The sequence below is a fragment of the Micromonospora sp. NPDC049900 genome (genome assembly GCF_044461025.1).
Classification (GTDB): Bacteria; Actinomycetota; Actinomycetes; order Mycobacteriales; family Micromonosporaceae; genus Micromonospora.
The window spans coordinates 18,601-35,401 of the sequence record NZ_JBITKM010000019.1 but is presented as its reverse complement, the minus strand read 5'-3'; the positions used below and the strand labels follow the sequence as shown (position 1 = coordinate 35,401).

General features: G+C 73.2%; 18 protein-coding genes. 8 read left to right on the top strand and 10 right to left on the bottom strand.

From position 1 onward, the window contains the following. Positions 1-18: 18 nt before the first annotated feature. Positions 19-831 carry a DUF3097 domain-containing protein gene (locus ACIBMZ_RS27275; RefSeq protein WP_396698608.1) on the bottom strand — a complete coding sequence of 271 codons (813 nt, stop codon included), beginning with the start codon at positions 829-831 and terminating at the stop codon, positions 19-21. Positions 832-1,026: 195 nt separating this feature from the next. Here ACIBMZ_RS27275 and ACIBMZ_RS27270 point away from each other — a divergent pair, with 195 nt between their 5' ends. Beyond that, the gene (locus tag ACIBMZ_RS27270; RefSeq protein WP_396698606.1) at positions 1,027-1,821 is read left to right on the top strand and encodes a hypothetical protein; all 795 of its coding nucleotides are present in this window, start codon (positions 1,027-1,029) and stop codon (positions 1,819-1,821) included. Positions 1,822-1,837: 16 nt separating this feature from the next. Here ACIBMZ_RS27270 and ACIBMZ_RS27265 read toward each other — a convergent pair whose 3' ends face one another. The 4 genes from ACIBMZ_RS27265 to fabG all read right to left on the bottom strand — a co-directional run bounded on the left by ACIBMZ_RS27265 (position 1,838) and on the right by fabG (position 5,319). Next, entirely contained in the window at positions 1,838-2,617 is a 780-nt protein-coding gene (locus ACIBMZ_RS27265) for an HAD-IIA family hydrolase (protein WP_396698604.1), read from the bottom strand. Between the two features lie 36 nt (positions 2,618-2,653). Then, a complete protein-coding gene (locus tag ACIBMZ_RS27260) occupies positions 2,654-3,685 on the bottom strand; it encodes a ferrochelatase (protein WP_396698602.1) in 1,032 nt (343 codons plus the stop codon). Positions 3,686-3,821: 136 nt separating this feature from the next. Beyond that, positions 3,822-4,589 carry an enoyl-ACP reductase FabI gene (fabI, locus tag ACIBMZ_RS27255; RefSeq protein ID WP_396698600.1) on the bottom strand — a complete coding sequence of 256 codons (768 nt, stop codon included), beginning with the start codon at positions 4,587-4,589 and terminating at the stop codon, positions 3,822-3,824. A 25-nt stretch (positions 4,590-4,614) separates the two neighbouring features. After that, positions 4,615-5,319, bottom strand: a complete 705-nt coding sequence (gene fabG / locus ACIBMZ_RS27250) for a 3-oxoacyl-ACP reductase FabG (protein WP_396698598.1) — start codon at positions 5,317-5,319, stop codon at positions 4,615-4,617. Positions 5,320-5,713: 394 nt separating this feature from the next. Here fabG and ACIBMZ_RS27245 point away from each other — a divergent pair, with 394 nt between their 5' ends. After that, the gene (locus ACIBMZ_RS27245; protein ID WP_396698596.1) at positions 5,714-5,869 is read left to right on the top strand and encodes a hypothetical protein; all 156 of its coding nucleotides are present in this window, start codon (positions 5,714-5,716) and stop codon (positions 5,867-5,869) included. Positions 5,870-5,974: 105 nt separating this feature from the next. Here the strand turns inward: ACIBMZ_RS27245 and ACIBMZ_RS27240 are convergent, their stop codons facing one another. Genes ACIBMZ_RS27240 through ACIBMZ_RS27230 form a run of 3 tightly spaced genes read right to left on the bottom strand, consistent with a single transcriptional unit; the run spans position 5,975 to position 9,017 of the window. After that, entirely contained in the window at positions 5,975-6,925 is a 951-nt protein-coding gene (locus ACIBMZ_RS27240; RefSeq protein ID WP_396698593.1) for a VWA domain-containing protein, read from the bottom strand. Next, positions 6,922-7,935, bottom strand: a complete 1,014-nt coding sequence (locus ACIBMZ_RS27235) for a DUF58 domain-containing protein (protein WP_396698591.1) — start codon at positions 7,933-7,935, stop codon at positions 6,922-6,924. Before ACIBMZ_RS27235 ends, ACIBMZ_RS27240 begins: the two co-directional genes overlap by 4 nt. After that, the gene (locus ACIBMZ_RS27230; protein WP_396698589.1) at positions 7,914-9,017 is read right to left on the bottom strand and encodes an AAA family ATPase; all 1,104 of its coding nucleotides are present in this window, start codon (positions 9,015-9,017) and stop codon (positions 7,914-7,916) included. The genes ACIBMZ_RS27235 and ACIBMZ_RS27230 overlap by 22 nt, the downstream gene beginning before the upstream one ends. A gap of 236 nt (positions 9,018-9,253) precedes the next feature. Here ACIBMZ_RS27230 and ACIBMZ_RS27225 point away from each other — a divergent pair, with 236 nt between their 5' ends. The 3 genes from ACIBMZ_RS27225 (at position 9,254) to ACIBMZ_RS27215 (ending at position 11,883) form a co-directional block, all read left to right on the top strand. After that, on the top strand, positions 9,254-9,484 hold the full coding sequence (locus tag ACIBMZ_RS27225; protein ID WP_396698587.1) for a hypothetical protein: 231 nt from the start codon (positions 9,254-9,256) through the stop codon (positions 9,482-9,484). A gap of 240 nt (positions 9,485-9,724) precedes the next feature. Continuing rightward, entirely contained in the window at positions 9,725-10,237 is a 513-nt protein-coding gene (locus tag ACIBMZ_RS27220; RefSeq protein ID WP_396698585.1) for a PH domain-containing protein, read from the top strand. Positions 10,238-10,467: 230 nt separating this feature from the next. Then, the gene (locus ACIBMZ_RS27215) at positions 10,468-11,883 is read left to right on the top strand and encodes a PH domain-containing protein (RefSeq protein ID WP_396698696.1); all 1,416 of its coding nucleotides are present in this window, start codon (positions 10,468-10,470) and stop codon (positions 11,881-11,883) included. Positions 11,884-11,893: 10 nt separating this feature from the next. Here ACIBMZ_RS27215 and ACIBMZ_RS27210 read toward each other — a convergent pair whose 3' ends face one another. Beyond that, positions 11,894-12,922, bottom strand: a complete 1,029-nt coding sequence (locus ACIBMZ_RS27210) for a phosphatase PAP2 family protein (protein WP_396698583.1) — start codon at positions 12,920-12,922, stop codon at positions 11,894-11,896. A 150-nt stretch (positions 12,923-13,072) separates the two neighbouring features. Between ACIBMZ_RS27210 and ACIBMZ_RS27205 the strand changes: the two genes are divergently transcribed. Together ACIBMZ_RS27205 and ACIBMZ_RS27200 are read left to right on the top strand one after the other, a co-directional pair. Further along, on the top strand, positions 13,073-13,477 hold the full coding sequence (locus tag ACIBMZ_RS27205; protein ID WP_396698581.1) for a thioesterase family protein: 405 nt from the start codon (positions 13,073-13,075) through the stop codon (positions 13,475-13,477). Further along, complete coding sequence (locus tag ACIBMZ_RS27200) at positions 13,474-14,304, top strand: MBL fold metallo-hydrolase (protein ID WP_396698580.1); 831 nt, start codon at positions 13,474-13,476, stop codon at positions 14,302-14,304. The genes ACIBMZ_RS27205 and ACIBMZ_RS27200 overlap by 4 nt, the downstream gene beginning before the upstream one ends. A 10-nt stretch (positions 14,305-14,314) precedes the next feature. Here the strand turns inward: ACIBMZ_RS27200 and ACIBMZ_RS27195 are convergent, their stop codons facing one another. Beyond that, positions 14,315-15,250, bottom strand: coding sequence for a carbohydrate kinase (locus ACIBMZ_RS27195; protein WP_396698578.1), 936 nt, complete (start codon positions 15,248-15,250; stop codon positions 14,315-14,317). Between the two features lie 416 nt (positions 15,251-15,666). Between ACIBMZ_RS27195 and ACIBMZ_RS27190 the strand changes: the two genes are divergently transcribed. Then, positions 15,667-16,752: a lytic polysaccharide monooxygenase gene (locus ACIBMZ_RS27190; protein WP_396698694.1), complete on the top strand. Its 1,086-nt coding sequence runs from the start codon at positions 15,667-15,669 to the stop codon at positions 16,750-16,752. The last annotated feature ends 49 nt before the right edge of the window (positions 16,753-16,801 follow it).

Here is a 16,801-nt window from a genome sequence, read left to right as displayed (position 1 = left end):
CGCCCCGACCGCGATCACTCAGGCAGGCTCGGTGACGAAGTCGATCAGGCGTTCCATGGCGTTGATCAGCGGCGTCTCCACCTCGGCGAAGGTGTTCACCCGGGACAGGATGTGCCGCCACATGTCGGCCGGCTCAACCACCCCGAGAGTGGCGCAGACGCCCTCCTTCCAGGGACGTCCCGGCGGCACCACCGGCCACGCCGCGATGCCCAGCGCGGACGGCTTCACCGCCTGCCACACGTCGACGTAGGGATGCCCGGTGACCAGCACGTGCGGGGAGTTCACCCGGGCCACGATCCGGCTCTCCTTCGAGCCGGGCACCAGGTGGTCGACGAGGACACCGAGCCGACGGCCGGGTCCGGGCCCGAACTCCCGTACCCGGTCGTCGAGGGCGTCGACGCCCTCCAACGGCTCGACCACCACGCCCTCGATCCGCAGGTCGTCACCCCAGATCCGCTCCACCAGGGCGGCGTCGTGGACGCCCTCGACCCAGATCCGGCTGGCCCGGGCGACCCGGGCGCGGACCCCGTCCACCGCGACCGAACCGGACGCGGTACGCCGACGCGCGGCCGGCACCGGGGCGCGGGCCGGTCGACGCAGCGTCACCGGGCGACCGTCGAGCAGGAACGCGGCCGGCAGCAGCGGGAAGTTGCGCCGCTTGCCGTGCCGGTCCTCCAGCACGACCGCCCCGGAGTCGAAGCCGACCACCGCACCGCAGAAGCCCGAGTCGGCGTCCTCGACCACCAGATCCGGTTCGGCGTCGACCTCCGGGGTCACCTTCCGCCGCCGCCAGTCCCCCGCCAACACGTCGTCGCCATACCGCCGCCCCATCCGATCACGCTAACCGGCGGCCCCGCCCGCGCCGCCGCCGACTCGCCGCCGCCTTGCCCGGCCGAGACGGTACGCAGCGTTGCAAAAGCCGTATGAACAAACAAATCACGTGGCAGAGTCGCATGATCGACGCGCCGGGGAGGCGGGCGCGCGGCAGCCGAGACAGGGGTAGGCGTCAGCACGTACTCTTTCGGCATGTCCACCCCCGCTGCGGGTGCGGCCATCCTCGCGCCGCGCCGGTCGAGCCGGTTCGTTGCCTGGGTGCGCGCATGGCGCGCCGGGCTCGTCCCCTTCGACGAGGTCGCTGACGAAGTCGCCGGTGACGAGGAGCACCTCGTCGCCGACGCGCCCGGCACCTGGACCGACGTGCCGCTGCGGGACGCCCTGCCCACGCTCGCCAAGCTCTCCCCGGACGAGATCCGGCTGGTGCTGCCAGCCCCCGGCGACCCGCGCGGGCTGCCCGGCCCCGGCGACTTCGCCGGTGCCGCCCTGGTCGCCGGCGAAGCGATGATCGCCGGAGCGCTCGGCCTGATCCCCGAGGTACGGGTGCACACCTCCGGCTCCGGGGACACCTTCGAGACCGTGCTCTGGCGGGTCTACCCGCTCCCACCGAACGCCCCGGCGGCGTCCCTCACCCTGCCCGGTGCCGCCGAGGCGGAGGCCGAACTCGCCGCCGCACTGGCCGACACCACCGCCGCGCTCACCCGGCTCGACGTGGCCCAGTGGCGCCCCGAGTTGGCCGGCGCCCTGGAGGCACTGCGCCGTCCCGACGGCACCACCGACCTGCCGCCCGGATTCGACCCCCGTTCCCGTCGGCTGTTCGCCCGCGCCGCCGTACTCGACCGGGTGCTCGCGCTGGCCGGGCACGCGGCACCGGGCGGCGCGGTGAACAACCACGAGGCCCAGCAGCGCGACGCGGCGCTGCGGCCACTCACCACGGCCTGCCGACAGGCCCTGGTCGCCGCCTGCAACGCCCCGCTGCGGCCCTGAGACCGCCCACGCCGGCTCAGATCTCGTCGATCAGGTCGGCCACCGAGTCGACGATCCGGGACGGGCGGTACGGGTAGCGTTCCGCCTCGGTGCGGCTGCTGATCCCGGTCAGCACCAGGATCGTCTCCAGCCCGGCCTCCAGGCCGCAGAGGATGTCGGTGTCCATCCGGTCGCCGATCATGGCGGTGCTCTCCGAGTGCGCGTCGATCGTGTTCAACGCCGAGCGCATCATCATCGGGTTCGGCTTGCCGACGAAGTACGGCTCCACCCCGGTCGCCTTGGAGATCATCGCGGCCACCGATCCGGCCGCCGGCAACGCGCCCTCCACCGACGGGCCGGTGGCGTCCGGGTTGGTGCAGATGAACCGCGCCCCGGCGTCGATCAACCGGATCGCCTTGGTGATCGCCTCGAAGCTGTAGGTGCGGGTCTCCCCCAGCACCACGTAGTCGGGCGCGAAGTCGCTGAGCACGTAGCCCACCGCGTGCAGGGCGGTGGTCAGCCCGGCCTCCCCGATCACGTACGCCGTGCCGCCGGGCCGCTGGTCGGCCAGGAACTGGGCGGTGGCCAGGGCCGACGACCAGATCGCCTGCTCCGGCACGTCCAGTCCCATCCGGGCGAGCCGGGCCTGAAGATCGCGCGGGGTGTAGATCGAGTTGTTGGTCAGCACCAGGAACGGCTTGCCGGAGGCACGCAGCCGGTTGACGAACTCCGGCGCGCCCGGCACGGGCTGCCCCTCGTGCACCAGCACGCCGTCCATGTCGGTGAGCCAGCTCTGCACGGGCTTGCGGTCATGCATGATCGTGATCCCTGGGGTGTCGGGCCGTCGGTGCGGTCAGGACGGACGGCGCGGCGGGACGCAGCAGACGGTGGGACAGGTGTCCCACATCGGCAGCTCGCCGAGGCGACGACGCAGCCGTGCGCCGTCGGGGTCGGTCCGCTCCCGCACCAGTTCCCGCACCATGGCGACGTAGCGCGGGTCGGCGCCGGGGGTGGCGGCCCGGACGAAGTCCAGGCCGAGTTGCTTGGCGGTGTCCAGCGCCTCGGTGTCCAGGTCCCACACCACCTCCAGGTGGTCGGAGACGAACCCGATCGGGCTGACCACCACCCCGGTCACACCCTGCTCGGCGAGGCTGGTCAGGTGGTCGTTGACGTCCGGCTCCAGCCACGGCACGTGCGGCGGGCCGGAGCGGCTCTGCCAGACCAGGTCGTACGGCAGGTCCGGGGCTGCGGCGGCGTGCACCAGCCGCGCCGTCTCGGCGAGCTGGGCGGTGTACCGGCCGCCGTGCGGCCCGGCGCTGTCAGCCGCCGAGATCGGCACGGAGTGGGCGGTGAAGACCAGCCGGGTGCTCTCCCGCCGGGCCGGGTCGAGCCCGGCCAGCGCCTCGCGGACCGCGTCCACGTGCGGCTCGACGAAACCGGGGTGGTCCCAGAACTGGCGCAGCTTCTCGATCACCGGCGCGTCGGCACCGACCGCCGCCCGCGCGGCGGTGACGTCCTCCTGGTACTGCCGGCAGGAGGAGTACCCGCCGTAGGCGCTGGTGACGAACGCCAGCGCCCGCCGTACGCCGTCGTCGCGCATCTGCGCCACGGTGTCGGCGAGCATCGGGTGCCAGTTGCGGTTGCCCCAGTAGACCGGCAGGTCGAGATCGTGGGCGGCGAAGTCCGCGCGGATCGCGGCGAGCAGGTCCCGGCACTGCTGGTTGATCGGGGACACTCCCCCGAAGTGCTGGTAGTGCTCGGCCACCTCGGCCAGCCGCTCCGACGGCACACCCCGCCCCCGGGTCACGTTCTGCAGGAAGGGCAGCACGTCGTCCGGCCCCTCCGGGCCGCCGAAGGAGAGCAGGACCACCGCGTCGTACACCATGGACCCATTCTTGCCGGTGGCCGGCGGCGCCCCGGCAACGCCCCCGGGTCGCCGGGGTAACGCCCCCGGGTCCCGGACGTTAGGAAGGGCCCCCTGCTATACCGCAGGCGGTAGCAGGGGACCCTTCCTAACATCACTAGGCGCCGATGGCGTGATAGCCGCCGTCGACGTGCACGATCTCGCCGGTGGTCGCCGGGAACCAGTCGGACAGCAGCGCCAGGCAGGCGCGCGCGGCCGGTTCCTGGTCGGTCAGACTCCAGCCCAGCGGGGCCCGCTCGGACCAGGCGTCCTCGAACTGCTCGAAGCCGGGGATCGACTTGGCAGCCATGGTGCGCAGCGGCCCGGCGGAGACCAGGTTGCTGCGGATGCCCTGCTTGCCCAGGTGCATGGCGAGGTAGCGGGAGGCGGACTCCAACCCGGCCTTGGCCACGCCCATCCAGTCGTAGACCGGCCACGCCTGGGTGGCGTCGAAGGTCAGGCCGACCACCGCGCCGCCCGGCGACATCAGCGGCAGCGCCGCCGTCGCGAGCGACTTGTACGAGTACGTGGAGATGTGCAGCGCGGTCGCCACGTCCTCCCAGGAGGCGTCGAGGAAGCCGCCGCCGAGGCAGCTCTGCGGCGCGAACCCGATCGAGTGCACCACCCCGTCGAGCCCGTCCACGTGCTCCCGGACCTTGTCGGCCAGCCCGGCCAGGTGCTCGGAGTTGGTCACGTCCAGCTCGATGACGGGTGCCGGCTCGGGCAGCCGCTTGGCGATCCGCTCCACCAGCGAGAGCCGGCCGTACCCGGTGAGCACGACCTGCGCGCCGTTCTCCTGGGCGAGCTTCGCCACCGAGAAGGCGATGGAGGCGTCGGTGATGACGCCGGTGACGAGCAGCCGCTTACCGGCCAGCAGTCCGGACATTAAGCTCATTCCTCCGTGCTCAGGGTCAGTGGCCCATACCGAGGCCGCCGTCGACCGGGATGACCGCGCCGGAGACGTACCCGGCACCGTCACCAGCCAGCCAGGTGACCACCGCGGCGACCTCGTCCGGCGCGGCCATCCGACCGGCCGGGATCGACTTGAGGATCTCCGCCTTGCGCTCCGCGGTCAGCACCGCGGTCATGTCGGTCTCGATGAAGCCGGGCGCCACGACGTTGGCGGTGATGTTCCGGGTGCCCAACTCCCGGGTGATCGAGCGGGCCACCCCGACCAGGCCGGCCTTGCTGGCCGCGTAGTTGACCTGACCGGCCCCGCCGGAGAGACCGACCACCGAGGACACGAAGATCATGCGTCCCCACTTGGCCCGCAGCATCTTCCCCGAGGCGCGCTTGGCGCAGCGGTACGCACCGGTCAGGTTGGTGTCCAACACCCGGGTGAACTGCTCCTCGGACATCCGCAGCAGCAGCGTGTCGTCGGTGATCCCGGCGTTGGCCACCAGCACCTCCACCGGCCCCAACTCCGCCTCGACCGCACCGAACGCGGCGTCGACCGACTCGGCGTCGGTGATGTCGCACCGCACACCGAACAGCCCCTCCGGCGCTCCACTGCCCCGGTGGGTGATCGCCACCCGGTCGCCCTGCTTGGCGAACGCCTGGGCGATGGCCAGACCGATTCCGCGGTTGCCGCCGGTAACCAGCACAGTTCGAGACACGGTGGGTCCTCTCCGGAAGATCGCTGCGGGTTGGAGACTAGGCGCTACCGCACGGTAATCACTAACCCGCCCCGCCCGGCACCGCCGATGAACGGCCGCGTCGGCGGGGCCGCTCGGCCGAGTGGGCCCGCACGCCACCGCAGGTGTACGATCATCGCGTTTGCGGGCCGCCCGACGGCGCCCGCCCGCCCGGACCCCGACCGCAGGAGGTGATCGCTGTGCGAGATAGCGATCCTCCCAGTCGTGGCCGGGCCGACCGCCAGTCACGCTGAGCACCGCTCCGCCTGAGCTGGCCCCGCTCCCCAGCACCCGCCCTGAGCACCACCGCCCGGCCCCTCCGCCGGGGCGGCGGAGGGCGCGGGTGCGACCGGAAGCCGTTCGGTCACGACTTCGTGTGCGCCTCCTCGATCCACCCTCACGCGGTCCACCCCGCCCGGACCGCCGTCGCCACCCGGAGCGTTCCATGAGCCGTTACGTCGCCCCGCTGGGCTTCACCCTCGCCGCCGTCTGGGTGGCCGTGCTCTTCGTGCTGGCCAGCACCACCCACTGACGGCGCGCCCCCGACCGCAGGCCCACCGCTCGTGACGTCGGCGGGCGGTTCGACCTCCGACCCGCCCGCCGACCTCATGATCCGCCAGTACGGCGGCCCCACCGGTCAGAGCATCCGGGACGACCAGAGCAGGCTGAACGCCCCGGCGCACAGCGCCAACAGCAGGGCGATGCCCGCGTACCACTGGGTGATCTCCCGCGCTTCGGTCCGGAACCCGATCGAGCTGCCCATGTCCTGGTACACCTGCTTCAGCTCGTTGACCGTGGCCGCCTCGTAGAAGTAGCCCTCGGTCGTCTCGGCCAGCTCGGCCAGCGCCATCCGGTCCACCGGTACCCGCTGCAACTGCCCACCGATGTCCACGTGCCCGGTGTCGGTGCCGAAGGCGATGGTGGAGACCGGCACGTTCGCCGCCTGCGCCGCCGCGGCCGCCTCCTCCACCGAACGACCGGCCGTCCGGAAGCCGTCGGAGAGCAGCACGATCCGGGCCGGCGGAATGCCCGCCGCACCATCGGCCGGCACCGAGCGGATCGCCTCCAGACAGGTGAAGACCGCCTCACCGGTCGCGGTCGCCTCGGCCAGCACCAGCCCGTCGATGGCGCTGGTCACCGCCGGCCGGTCCTTCGTCGGCGGCACCAGCACGTTGGCCGACTTGGCGAACGACACCAACCCGACGTTGTACGTCTCGGGCAACTCCCCGACGAACTGCTTGGCCGCCTCCTGCGCGGCCTCCAGCCGGCTGGGCGCCACGTCGTCCGCCTGCATCGACAGCGACACGTCGATGGCCAGCATGATGGTGGCCCGTTCCAGCGGCTCCCGGGTGTCCACCGCCGGACGGGCCAGCGCACCGGCGAGCACCAGCAGGGCGAGCAGGAACGCGGTCGCCGGAACGTGCCGCCGCCAGCCCAACCCCTTCGGCGCCACGGTCCGCAGCAGGTCGACGTTGGCGAACCGCATCGCGTACTCGCGGCGGCGGAACTGCCGCCACACGTACAGCGCGGCCAGGGCCAGCACCGGCAGCACCGCCAGCAGCCACCACGGTTGGAGCAGTCGAATCATCGCGTCGTCCCCCGGGTGCGGGCGTGCCGCTGGGCGGCCACGAAACGCACCATGTCCAGCAGCCAGTCTCGGTCCGTACGAAGTCTCAGGTGCGCGGCGCCGGCCGCGCGCATCGCGGCGGAGATCTCGGCTCGCTGGGCAGCCGCCGCCGCCGCGTAGCGGTGCCGCAGGCTCGGGTCCGCGGTCTGCACCTCGTGCAGCTCCCCGGTCTCCGGATCGACCACCGGCAGCACCCCCACGTCCGGCAGTTCCAGCTCACGCGGGTCGACCACCTCGATCGCCAGCACGTCGTGGCGGACCCGCAGTTTGCGTAGCGGTCGGGCCCACTGAGCCGGCGGGGCGAGGAAGTCGGAGACCACCACCGCGACCCCACGCCGCCGGGGCGGGCGGTTGAGCATGTCGATCAGCACACCGAGGTCGCCCCGGCCCGGCTGGACCGGGGTACCGGCGATCGCGCGCAGCATGCCCTGCGCCTCCTTGCGCCCGGATCGGGCGGGCAGCCGGACCAGACGTCCCGGCCCGCTCGGCTCCGGCGCCGCCCGTCGACCCCGTGGCGCGGCGGGGCGCTCACCGCCGCTGCCCACCACCGCACCGATCCGGTTGCCGCCCCGCACGGTCAGGTGCGTGATCGCCGCCGCCGCCGCGATCGCCACGTCCCGCTTGAGCCACCGGCCGGAGCCGAAGTCCAGGCTGGCCGAGAGGTCCACCGCCAGCCACGTCTCCAGCTCCCGGTCGGCCACCGTACGCCGCACGTGCGCGGTGGTGGTCCGCGCGGTCACCGGCCAGTCCATCCGACGGACGTCGTCACCGGGCCGGTACTCGCGCGACTCCCCCGCCTCGCTGCCCGGACCGGGCAGCAGACCGGCGTAGTCGCCCTGTAACAGCCCGTCCAGCTTCCGGGTGACCACGAGCTGCAACCGGGACAGCACCGCGCCGGAACGATTGTCCGCCACGGTCGGTGGCTGCTGGGGTGAAGGGGTACCCGGGGTCACGGCCGCTGCCCGGGCCACCCCGACGTCGGGGCCACCGCACCCGGTGGCGTGGCCTGCTGCCGGGGTGCCACCGACGGCAGCGGGATGGTCGACATCACCCGGTGCACCACGTGGTCGGCCGGCACGTCGTCGGCGAGCGCGTCGTAGCTGAGCACCAGCCGGTGCCGCAGGATGTCCGGCGCGATGTCCTGCACGTCCTGCGGCAGGGCGTAGTCCCGGCCACGCAGCAGCGCCAACGCCCGGGTCGCCCGGACCAGCCCGAGCGAGGCGCGTGGGCTGGCGCCGTACTGGATCAGTTGCGCCACGTCGGGCATGCCGTGCTCGGCCGGTGTACGCGTGGCCAGCACCAGCCGGACCGCGTAGTCGACCAACGCGTTGTGTACGAAGACCTGGTCCGCCTTCTGTTGCAGGGCGATCAGGTCGGCGGTGTCGAAGACCGCGGTGGGTTCGGGCGGGGCCACCCCCATCCGGTAGACGATCTCCCGCTCCTCAGCGTCGGTGGGATAGCCCACCACGATCTTCATCAGGAACCGGTCCCGTTGCGCCTCCGGCAGCGGGTAGACGCCCTCCTGCTCGATCGGGTTCTGCGTCGCCATCACCAGGAACGGGTTGGGCACCCGGTGCGTCTCGCCGCCGATCGAGACCTGACGCTCGCTCATCACCTCCAGCAGCGCCGACTGCACCTTGGCCGGTGCCCGGTTGATCTCGTCGGCGAGCAGGAAGTTGACGAACACCGGCCCCAGCTCGACGTCGAACTTCTCGCTGGACTGCCGATAGATCCGGGTACCCATGATGTCGGCCGGCACCAGGTCCGGGGTGAACTGCACCCGGGCGAACGACCCGCCGACCACCCGGGCGAGCGTCTCCACCGCGAGCGTCTTGGCCACGCCGGGTACGCCTTCCAGCAGGCAGTGCCCCCGGGCCAGCAGCGCCACGAACATCCGTTCGACCATCCGGTCCTGCCCGACGATCACCCGCTTGATCTCGAACAGCGCCCGCTCCAGCAGCGTGGCGTCCTGCGCCGGAGTGGTCGGCGGAGGGACCGCCGAGGGCGTTGCCCCGTTCGGCGTCGGAGCGTCGGGCGTGGTCGGCTGGGCCACCGGTCCTCCACAGCGTGCTCGGTCGTAGCGTCGTGTGCGTCACCAAGCCTCGCATGCCCGACTGAGTACCGACTGTGGGAGCGACCGATTTCCGCCACGCCGTCGCGCGCCAGGCGAATCGCCGATCGCCAGTGGACAGATGCCGCCCCGGCGTGTGTACCATTCTCCCGTCGCCGGGCGGCTTCCCCCGTGGCCGCCCGGCGCTCACTCTCTCCCGTCGCCCTAGACTGGGTGCGATGGACGATTCCGACACTCCCGCCGAGGCTCTGCTCTGTTCGGCCCGAGGGTGTCGCGCCCCCGCCGGGTGGGCACTGCGCTGGAACAACCCCCGCCTGCACACGCCGGAGCGGCGCAAGACCTGGCTCGCCTGTGAGCTGCACCGCTCCTCGCTCGGCGACTTCCTCACCGCGCGCGGCTTCCTGCGCGAGGCCACCCCGCTCCCGGGATCGCCTACGCTCGAAGAGTGAACGCCAACAACGGACTCTCATGGTGAGCGCGAGGAGTGAGCTTGCGAGCCCCGCAGTCGCGAACGAGGCCAGCACCGTGAGCGCGAGGAGTGAGCTTGCGAGCCCCGCAGTCGCGAACGAGGCCAGCACCGTGAGCGCGACCAGTGAGCTTGCGAGCCCCGCAGTCGCGAACGAGGCCAGCACCGTGAGCGCGACCAGTGAGCTTGCGAGCCCCGCAGTCGCGCACGAAGGATCAGCACGGTGAGCGATGACGCCCCGGTGTCGGCCGGTCCGCTGGAGCCCTGGCCGGACACCGTTCGGTGGCAGTCGATCTCGTCCGACCTGATCTGGGTGGAGCTGCTGCGCCTGTCCGCCGTGGTGGCCGTCCTCTCGGCGGGCATCGGCATCGGCTGGGCGCTCGGCGGCACCTGGCCGTTCGGCGTGGCGCTCGGTGTCGTGCTGCTGTTCGCGACCTGGCGGGCGGTGACCATCGTCCGCGCGGTACGCGCCTGGGGCTACGCCGAACGCGAGGACGATCTCCTGGTCCGGCACGGGCTGCTGGTGCGGCGCCTGTCCATCGTCCCGTACTCCCGGATGCAGTTCGTGGACGTCAGCGCCGGACCGCTGGAACGCGCGTTCGACCTGGCGACCGTGCAGTTGCACACCGCTGCGGCGGCCAGCGACGCCCGGGTGCCGGGCCTGCGTCCGGCCGAGGCGTCCCGGCTGCGGGACCGGCTCACCGCGCTGGGCGAGGACCGGGCGGAAGGGCTGTGACGGGCCCGGTCGGGGCGGCACCGGACCGACCCGAGCCCCGCACCGGCGACACGGCGCCACCGGTCACCGCCGCCGGAACGCCGGGTACGGACACCTCGGCGGCACCTCCACCGGAGCAGACCCAGGGCGGACCACCGGCTGGGCTCGCGCCGAATGCCCCGCCAGTCGCCCCCGGCACGCCGTTCCCGCAGGCGACGCCCCACCGACCGGGCACGCCGTATCCGCCCGCGATGCCGTACCCGCCGGGAGCGCCCTACCCGCCCTATCCGGTCGGGCCGGGCCACCCGCCCGGCGGGTCGCCGGACCCGGCGCAGGCGCGGCAGCGGCTGCACCCGCTGAGCCCGGCGCTGCACGGCGCGAAGTCGCTGGTCGTGGTCATCGCCGGGCTGTCCTGGTCGACGCTGTCCCGGGTCGGGTTCGGGTGGTTCGTGGCCATGGTGATCGTGCTCGCGCTCGGTGCCACCGTGCTGGCCGTGATCAGTTGGTACTACACGGGGTACCAGGTGGTGGGTCGGGAACTACGCATCCACGAGGGGCTGCTCTGGCGGCGGACCCGCGCCATCCCGCTGGAGCGGCTCCAGGCCGTCGAGGTGGTCCGACCGCTGCTGGCACAGCTCAGCGGCCTGGCCGAACTACGGCTGGAGGTGGTCGGGGGCGGCAAGACGGAGGCGCCGCTGGCGTACCTCAGCGTCGCGGAGGCGTCCGCGTTGCGGCAGCGTCTGCTGGCGCTCGCGGGCGGACCGGCCGTCGCCCGGGCCGCCACCGGCGCGGTGTCGGCGGGCGGGCCGGCGGATCAGCAGGCGGAGACGACGGCCGGCGAGGCGGCCGTCCCGCCGCCGGGACGGCCGTTGCACGCGGTCGAGAACCGGGACCTGCTGATCAGCCAGTTGCTGACCCCGCAGGCGTTCCTGCTGCCGTTCGGCGTGGCCTTCGTCACCGTGCAGTTCCTGTCGGAGGGCTCGTGGTCGTTCATCGCGGTGGCGAGCACGCTGACCGCGATGGCGGGCATCCTGCTGCAACCCGTCCGTCGGGTGCTCGACGACTGGCGGTTCCAGCTCGCGCGGGACGCCGACCGGCTACGTATCCGCAACGGCCTGCTGGAGACGCGGGTGCAGACGGTGCCGCTGCACCGGGTGCAGACGGTCGGGATGACCTGGCCGTTGCTCTGGCGGATGAAGGGCTGGCTGCGGATGCGCCTGGAGGTGGCGGGCTACGCGGCGGGCGAGCCCGACCAACGCAACCGCCCGGACCGCCTGCTGCCGGTGGGGGACCTGGCGACCGGCGAGACCATCCTCGCCGAGGTGCTGCCCGGGGTCACCCTGGCGTCGTTGCCGCTGGTCCCGCCGCCGACTCGGGCCCGCTGGGTCAATCCGCTGAGCCGTCAGGTGCTCGGTGCCGGACTGACCGACGAGGTCTTCGCCGTCCGGTCCGGGCTGCTCACCCGCCAACTGACCATGGTGCCGTACGCCCGGTTCCAGAGCGTCCGGGTGGTGCAGGGCCCGATCCAGCGGCTGCTCGGCCTGGCGACCGTGCACGTGGACACCGCCGGTGGGGCCGGCGCGGCGGCGGTCGACCGTGACCTCGCCGACGCCTGGGCGCTGGCGGCCGAGCTGACCGCCCGGGGTCAGGCCGCCCGTCGCGGCTGACGGCCGCCGGTCAACGGGTGGCCGGGACCACCGGTGGTTCCGCCGGTGCATCCCGGTCGTCCGGAGGTGGGTCGGTCGCGGCCCGGCGGGCCTTGCGGCGGGCCCACCACCGCTCCGCCGCGCCGACCGCCAGGAAGGTCATTCCGACGTACGCCCAGCCGACCAGGACGTCGATCACGTAGTGCTCGCCGCTGTAGACCAGGGTGAAGGTCATCGCCAGCGGGTACGCCAGCAGCAGCGGCCACCACCGACGGCGCACGCTGTTCAGGAAGAACAGCACCACGAACAGCGCGAAGGCGGTGTGCAGCGACGGCATCGCGGCCACCGGGTTCGAGGCGAGCTGACCGGCGTTGAGCAGGTTGCCGGCGCCGTGCATGCCGAACGCCCGCCAGCCCCGGGTGGAGATCCGGGCGACCTCCTCGATCAGCCCGTTCTGCGCCGCCCACCACGGCGGCGCGGCCGGGTAGAGGAAGTAGGTGACCAGGCCGGTGGCGCAGAGGAAGAACCAGCGCCGCATGAAGGCCGCCCAGCGGCTGCGCTCCCGCATCCAGAGCACGGTGGCGGCGGCCAGCGCGGCCACGAAGTGCGAGAAGTACACCCAGCTCACCAGTACGTCCCACCACCGCACCTCGGGGTGGTAGAGGTGCTGCTGCAACCAGACGGTGGGCACCTGACCGTCCATCGCCCAGCCGAACATCAACCGGTCCGCCAGGATCAGCTCGTACGCGTGCGGGATCGTCCCGTCGTGGTAGGCGAAGCCCCGGGACAGGTTGTAGGCGACCAGCAGCAGCACCACCGGCACCCAGTCCCGGGCGAAGCGCAGGTGACTGCGCCACGGGCGGGCGGAGTTCCACGCGATGGTCCCCGCCCAGATCCAGAAGAACGCGTACAGCGGGTCGGTGGGCAGGCCGATGACGAGCCAGCCCGCCACGAAGGCGACGCTCCACACCGACATCGCGATCACGCGGCGGCGACCGCCGTCGGGCGAGGCGGACGGCTCGGTCGGGGCCGGGGGCTGGGGGTCGGTCACGGCAGACATCGCGGACAAGGTTAACGGCGCACCCTGGGGCGTCCCACGCAGGACCACCTGCGTGCCGCGCCGCCGTGCCGGGACCACTGGCAGCGTGACGGACCGGGCCATCCGGCGGCACGCGTCGCCGAGGACGCGGCGAGCCCATACGCTGTGCCCATGCAGGTGCAGTCGGATCTCGCCCTGACTCCGGGTCTGTCCGCCCGGGTCGAGTTGACCGTCACCGACGCCGACACCGCCGAGGCGGTCGGCTCCGGTGACGTACCGGTGCTCGGCACTCCCCGGGTGCTGGCGCTGGCCGAGGCGGCGACGGTGGCGGCGAGCGCGTCGCACCTGCCCGCCGGCGCGACCAGCGTGGGCACCCGGGTCGAGTTGACACACCTGGCCGCCACGCCGGTGGGCCGCACCGTGGCGGCGCAGGCCACCCTGACCACGGTCGACCGGCGGCGGCTGGTCTTCGACGTCGAGGTGACCGAGGGCGGACAGCGGGTGGCAGAGGGCCGGGTGGAACGGGTCGTGGTCGACCGGCAACGGTTCGTCGAACGCGCCGGCCGACCGTCATGACGGCCCGATTCGTCGAGATCGCCGACCGGGTGCACGTGCTACGTGAGCCCCTGCTCGCGGTCAACGTCACGCTGGTCTGCGGCGACGGCGAGGCGCTGCTGGTCGACACGCTCTCCAGCGCGCGGCAGGCCGCCGAGCTGGCCGCCGCCGTCCGAGCGGTCACCGGTGCCCCGCTGACGATCGTGAACACCCACCACCACTACGACCACTGGTTCGGCAACGCCACCTTCGCCGCCGCCCCGCCCCGCCCGGTCTGGGCGCACCATCTCGCCGCCGAGGCGATGCGCGGCGATCCGGACGGGCTGCGCCGCCAGGCGTACGCGGAGCTGCGCGACGAGCATCCGGAGCTGGCCGCCGAGGTGGCGGACACGCCGTTGTCGGCCCCCACCGACACGGTCCGGACCGAGGCCGTCGTCGACGTCGGCGGTCGACGGGTGGTGCTACGGCATCCCGGGCGCGGCCACACCGACGCCGACCTGGTGGTGCAGGTGCCCGAGGCCGACGTGCTGGTCGTCGGTGACCTGGTGGAGCAGTCCGGGCCACCGGCGTTCGAGGACTCGTTCCCGTTGCAGTGGCCGGACGCGGTGGCCGAGCTGCTGCGGTGGACCAGCCCGGCGACCGTGGTGGTGCCCGGACACGGTGATCCGGTCGACCCCGAGTTCGTCCGGGCGCAGCACGCCCGACTGGCCGAGTTGGCCTGGCTGATCCGGGCCGGGCACACCGGCGGCGCGCCGCCGGAGCGGGTCGCCGCCGAGGCGCCCTTCCCGGCCCGCCCGGCACTGATCGCGGCCCGCCGCGGCTACGCCGAGCTGGACGGCACCGCCTGATCCGGCGCCCTCAGTCGGCGAAGCGCTCGCGCACCTCTGCCCGGGTCGGCATGGCCACGGCCCCGCCCGGCCGCTCGCAGACGAGCCCGGCGACCCGCAGCGCGAACGCCACCCGCTCGGTCCAGCCGTCCGGCTCGGTGGGCTCGCCGTCGACGAGCAGGTCGGCGACGAGCGCGGCCATCACCGAGTCCCCCGCGCCGGTGGCGTCGACCGCGTCGACCCTCGGCGCGGGCACGCGTACCGGATCGGCACCGGCGGCGGCGACCACCGCGCCCTCGGGCCCCAGGGTGACCACGACGGTGCCCGCGCCCACCTCGCGCAGGTACGTCGCCACCGACTCCACCGGCTCGCCCGGGTAGAGCAGCTCCGCGTCGGCGGTGCTCAGCTTGACCAGGTGCGCCCCGGCTGCGAACTCGGCGACCACCCCGCGCAACTCGGTCAGCGCCTGTGGTCCGTGCAGCAACCGGGGACGGACGTTGGGGTCGAAGACCCGCAGCCCGGACGCCAGCGACCAGGCCCGGCGGGCGGCGGCCAGGGTGGTCGGCTCCAGCAGCACGATCGACCCGCAGTAGAGCACGTCGGCGCCCTCGACCAGGGCCGCGTCGACGTCGTCGGCGGTGAGCAGCGCGTAGGAGGGCGGGTCGCCGTAGAAGCGGAAGTCCGGCTCGGGGCCGGCGAAGGTGGTGACGGCCAACGTGGTCGGCCCCGGCACGGTGCGCGCCCCGGCCGTCCCGACCCGTTCGGCGGTCAGCAGGTCCCGGATCCGTCCGGCCAGTACGTCGTCGCCGAGCGAGCCGACGAACTGCGCCGCGCCGCCGAGCCGGGCGATGCCGACGGACACGTTCAACGGGCCGCCGCCGACGGCCTGCCGGAAGACCGGCCCGCCCTCGCTCTCGGTGTCGAGCAGGTCGACGAGCGCCTCGCCGAGCACCACCGCGTATCCCATCCCGGTCCCTTCCGTCGGCCGTCCGCTGCCGCCCAGGCTGGCACAGCGGTCCGCCGCCGGGCGTACACGCCACGGTATTGGCGTGCACCGGCGGACGCGAACCGGCGTCGTGCACATCGAGGAACAGCTATTGCGTCGACGGCGGTGACGTGCTGGGATGGTGGTGCCGGATGGCGCGGGGGCTGCGCGTCATCGGCGCCGGGTCATGGACACGCGAGGGCATACACAACGCGTCGACATATCACCGGCGGCATCGTGCCGGGAGGGCATAGACCCCGTGCACGCGTCGCCGCATCGTCGCATTCGCCCCTAGCTGCGGGAGCGGACTTCACCCTCCCGCGCGCTTCGGCGGGGCCACCCCGCACGGTGTGCCCCGCGAGTCAGGAGAACCTGTGCACCGACCTCGTCTGGCCGCGATGTTCTTCGCGGCCGTCACCCTCGCCGCGAGCGCGGTCGTCGCCGTGACGGCCAGCCCCGATCCGGCCGCCGCGCACGGCGCGGCGATGACGCCGGGCGCCCGTACGTTCCTGTGCTGGCGCGACGGCCTCTCCCCCACCGGTGAGATCCGGCCGCAGAACCCGGCCTGTTCCGCCGCGGTCGCCCAGTCCGGTGCCAACTCGCTGTACAACTGGTTCAGCGTGCTGCGCTCGGACGCCAACGGGCGGACCACCGGCTTCATCCCCGACGGCCAACTGTGCAGCGGCGGCGCCACCGGCTTCCGCGGCTTCGACCTGGCCCGCAACGACTGGCCGATCACCCACCTGACCGCCGGTCGGTCCATCGAGTTCCGGTACAGCAACTGGGCGCACCACCCGGGCACGTTCTACTTCTACGTGACCAAGAACAGCTGGAGCCCGACCCGGGCGCTGGCCTGGAGCGACCTGGAGGAGCAGCCGTTCCTGACGGTGACCAACCCGCCGCAGCGCGGCGCGGTCGGCACCAACGACGGCCACTACTACTTCACCGGGACGCTGCCGGCCAACAAGACCGGCCGGCACATCATCTACTCGCGGTGGGTCCGCTCGGACAGCCAGGAGAACTTCTTCGGCTGCTCCGACGTGGCCTTCGACGGCGGCAACGGTGAGGTGACCGGGATCGGTGGCGGCACCACGCCGCCGCCCACCACCCCGCCGCCCACCACGCCTCCGCCGACCACCCCGCCGCCCACCACGCCTCCGCCCACCACCCCGCCGGCCGGCACCGGCGGCTGCGCTGCCACCCTGCGGGTGACCAGCACCTGGTCCGGCGGTTTCCAGGGCGAGGTCGAGGTCAGGAACAACGGCACCGCGGCGCTCAACGGCTGGACCGCGAGCTGGACCTGGCCGAGCGGCCAGCAGATCAGCCAGGTCTGGAACGCGACCCAGACCTCGTCCGGGTCGACGGTGTCCGCGACGAACGTGTCGTACAACGGAAGTCTCGGCGTCAACGGCAGCACGACGTTCGGCTTCCTGGCCAGTGGTAGCAGTTCCTCGCTACCGACGGTCACCTGCGCCGCCCGCTGACGCGGTCGCACGCGAAACGGCCCCCCTGCGGATAGGCGCAGGGGGGCTC

What these genes read in the sequence shown, in the direction of transcription:
- ACIBMZ_RS27190 (WP_396698694.1), top strand. Translation starts at nt 15,667, where the DNA reads ATGTTCTTCGCGGCCGTCACCCTCGCCGCGAGCGCGGTCGTCGCCGTG.
- ACIBMZ_RS27270 (WP_396698606.1), top strand. Translation starts at nt 1,027, where the DNA reads ATGTCCACCCCCGCTGCGGGTGCGGCCATCCTCGCGCCGCGCCGGTCG.
- ACIBMZ_RS27210 (WP_396698583.1), bottom strand. Translation starts at nt 12,922, where the DNA reads ATGTCTGCCGTGACCGACCCCCAGCCCCCGGCCCCGACCGAGCCGTCC.
- fabI (WP_396698600.1), bottom strand. Translation starts at nt 4,589, where the DNA reads ATGTCCGGACTGCTGGCCGGTAAGCGGCTGCTCGTCACCGGCGTCATC.
- ACIBMZ_RS27265 (WP_396698604.1), bottom strand. Translation starts at nt 2,617, where the DNA reads ATGCATGACCGCAAGCCCGTGCAGAGCTGGCTCACCGACATGGACGGC.
- ACIBMZ_RS27195 (WP_396698578.1), bottom strand. Translation starts at nt 15,250, where the DNA reads ATGGGATACGCGGTGGTGCTCGGCGAGGCGCTCGTCGACCTGCTCGAC.
- ACIBMZ_RS27200 (WP_396698580.1), top strand. Translation starts at nt 13,474, where the DNA reads ATGACGGCCCGATTCGTCGAGATCGCCGACCGGGTGCACGTGCTACGT.
- ACIBMZ_RS27215 (WP_396698696.1), top strand. Translation starts at nt 10,468, where the DNA reads ATGCCGTACCCGCCGGGAGCGCCCTACCCGCCCTATCCGGTCGGGCCG.
- ACIBMZ_RS27240 (WP_396698593.1), bottom strand. Translation starts at nt 6,925, where the DNA reads ATGATTCGACTGCTCCAACCGTGGTGGCTGCTGGCGGTGCTGCCGGTG.
- ACIBMZ_RS27260 (WP_396698602.1), bottom strand. Translation starts at nt 3,685, where the DNA reads ATGGTGTACGACGCGGTGGTCCTGCTCTCCTTCGGCGGCCCGGAGGGG.
- ACIBMZ_RS27205 (WP_396698581.1), top strand. Translation starts at nt 13,073, where the DNA reads ATGCAGGTGCAGTCGGATCTCGCCCTGACTCCGGGTCTGTCCGCCCGG.
- ACIBMZ_RS27225 (WP_396698587.1), top strand. Translation starts at nt 9,254, where the DNA reads ATGGACGATTCCGACACTCCCGCCGAGGCTCTGCTCTGTTCGGCCCGA.
- ACIBMZ_RS27275 (WP_396698608.1), bottom strand. Translation starts at nt 831, where the DNA reads ATGGGGCGGCGGTATGGCGACGACGTGTTGGCGGGGGACTGGCGGCGG.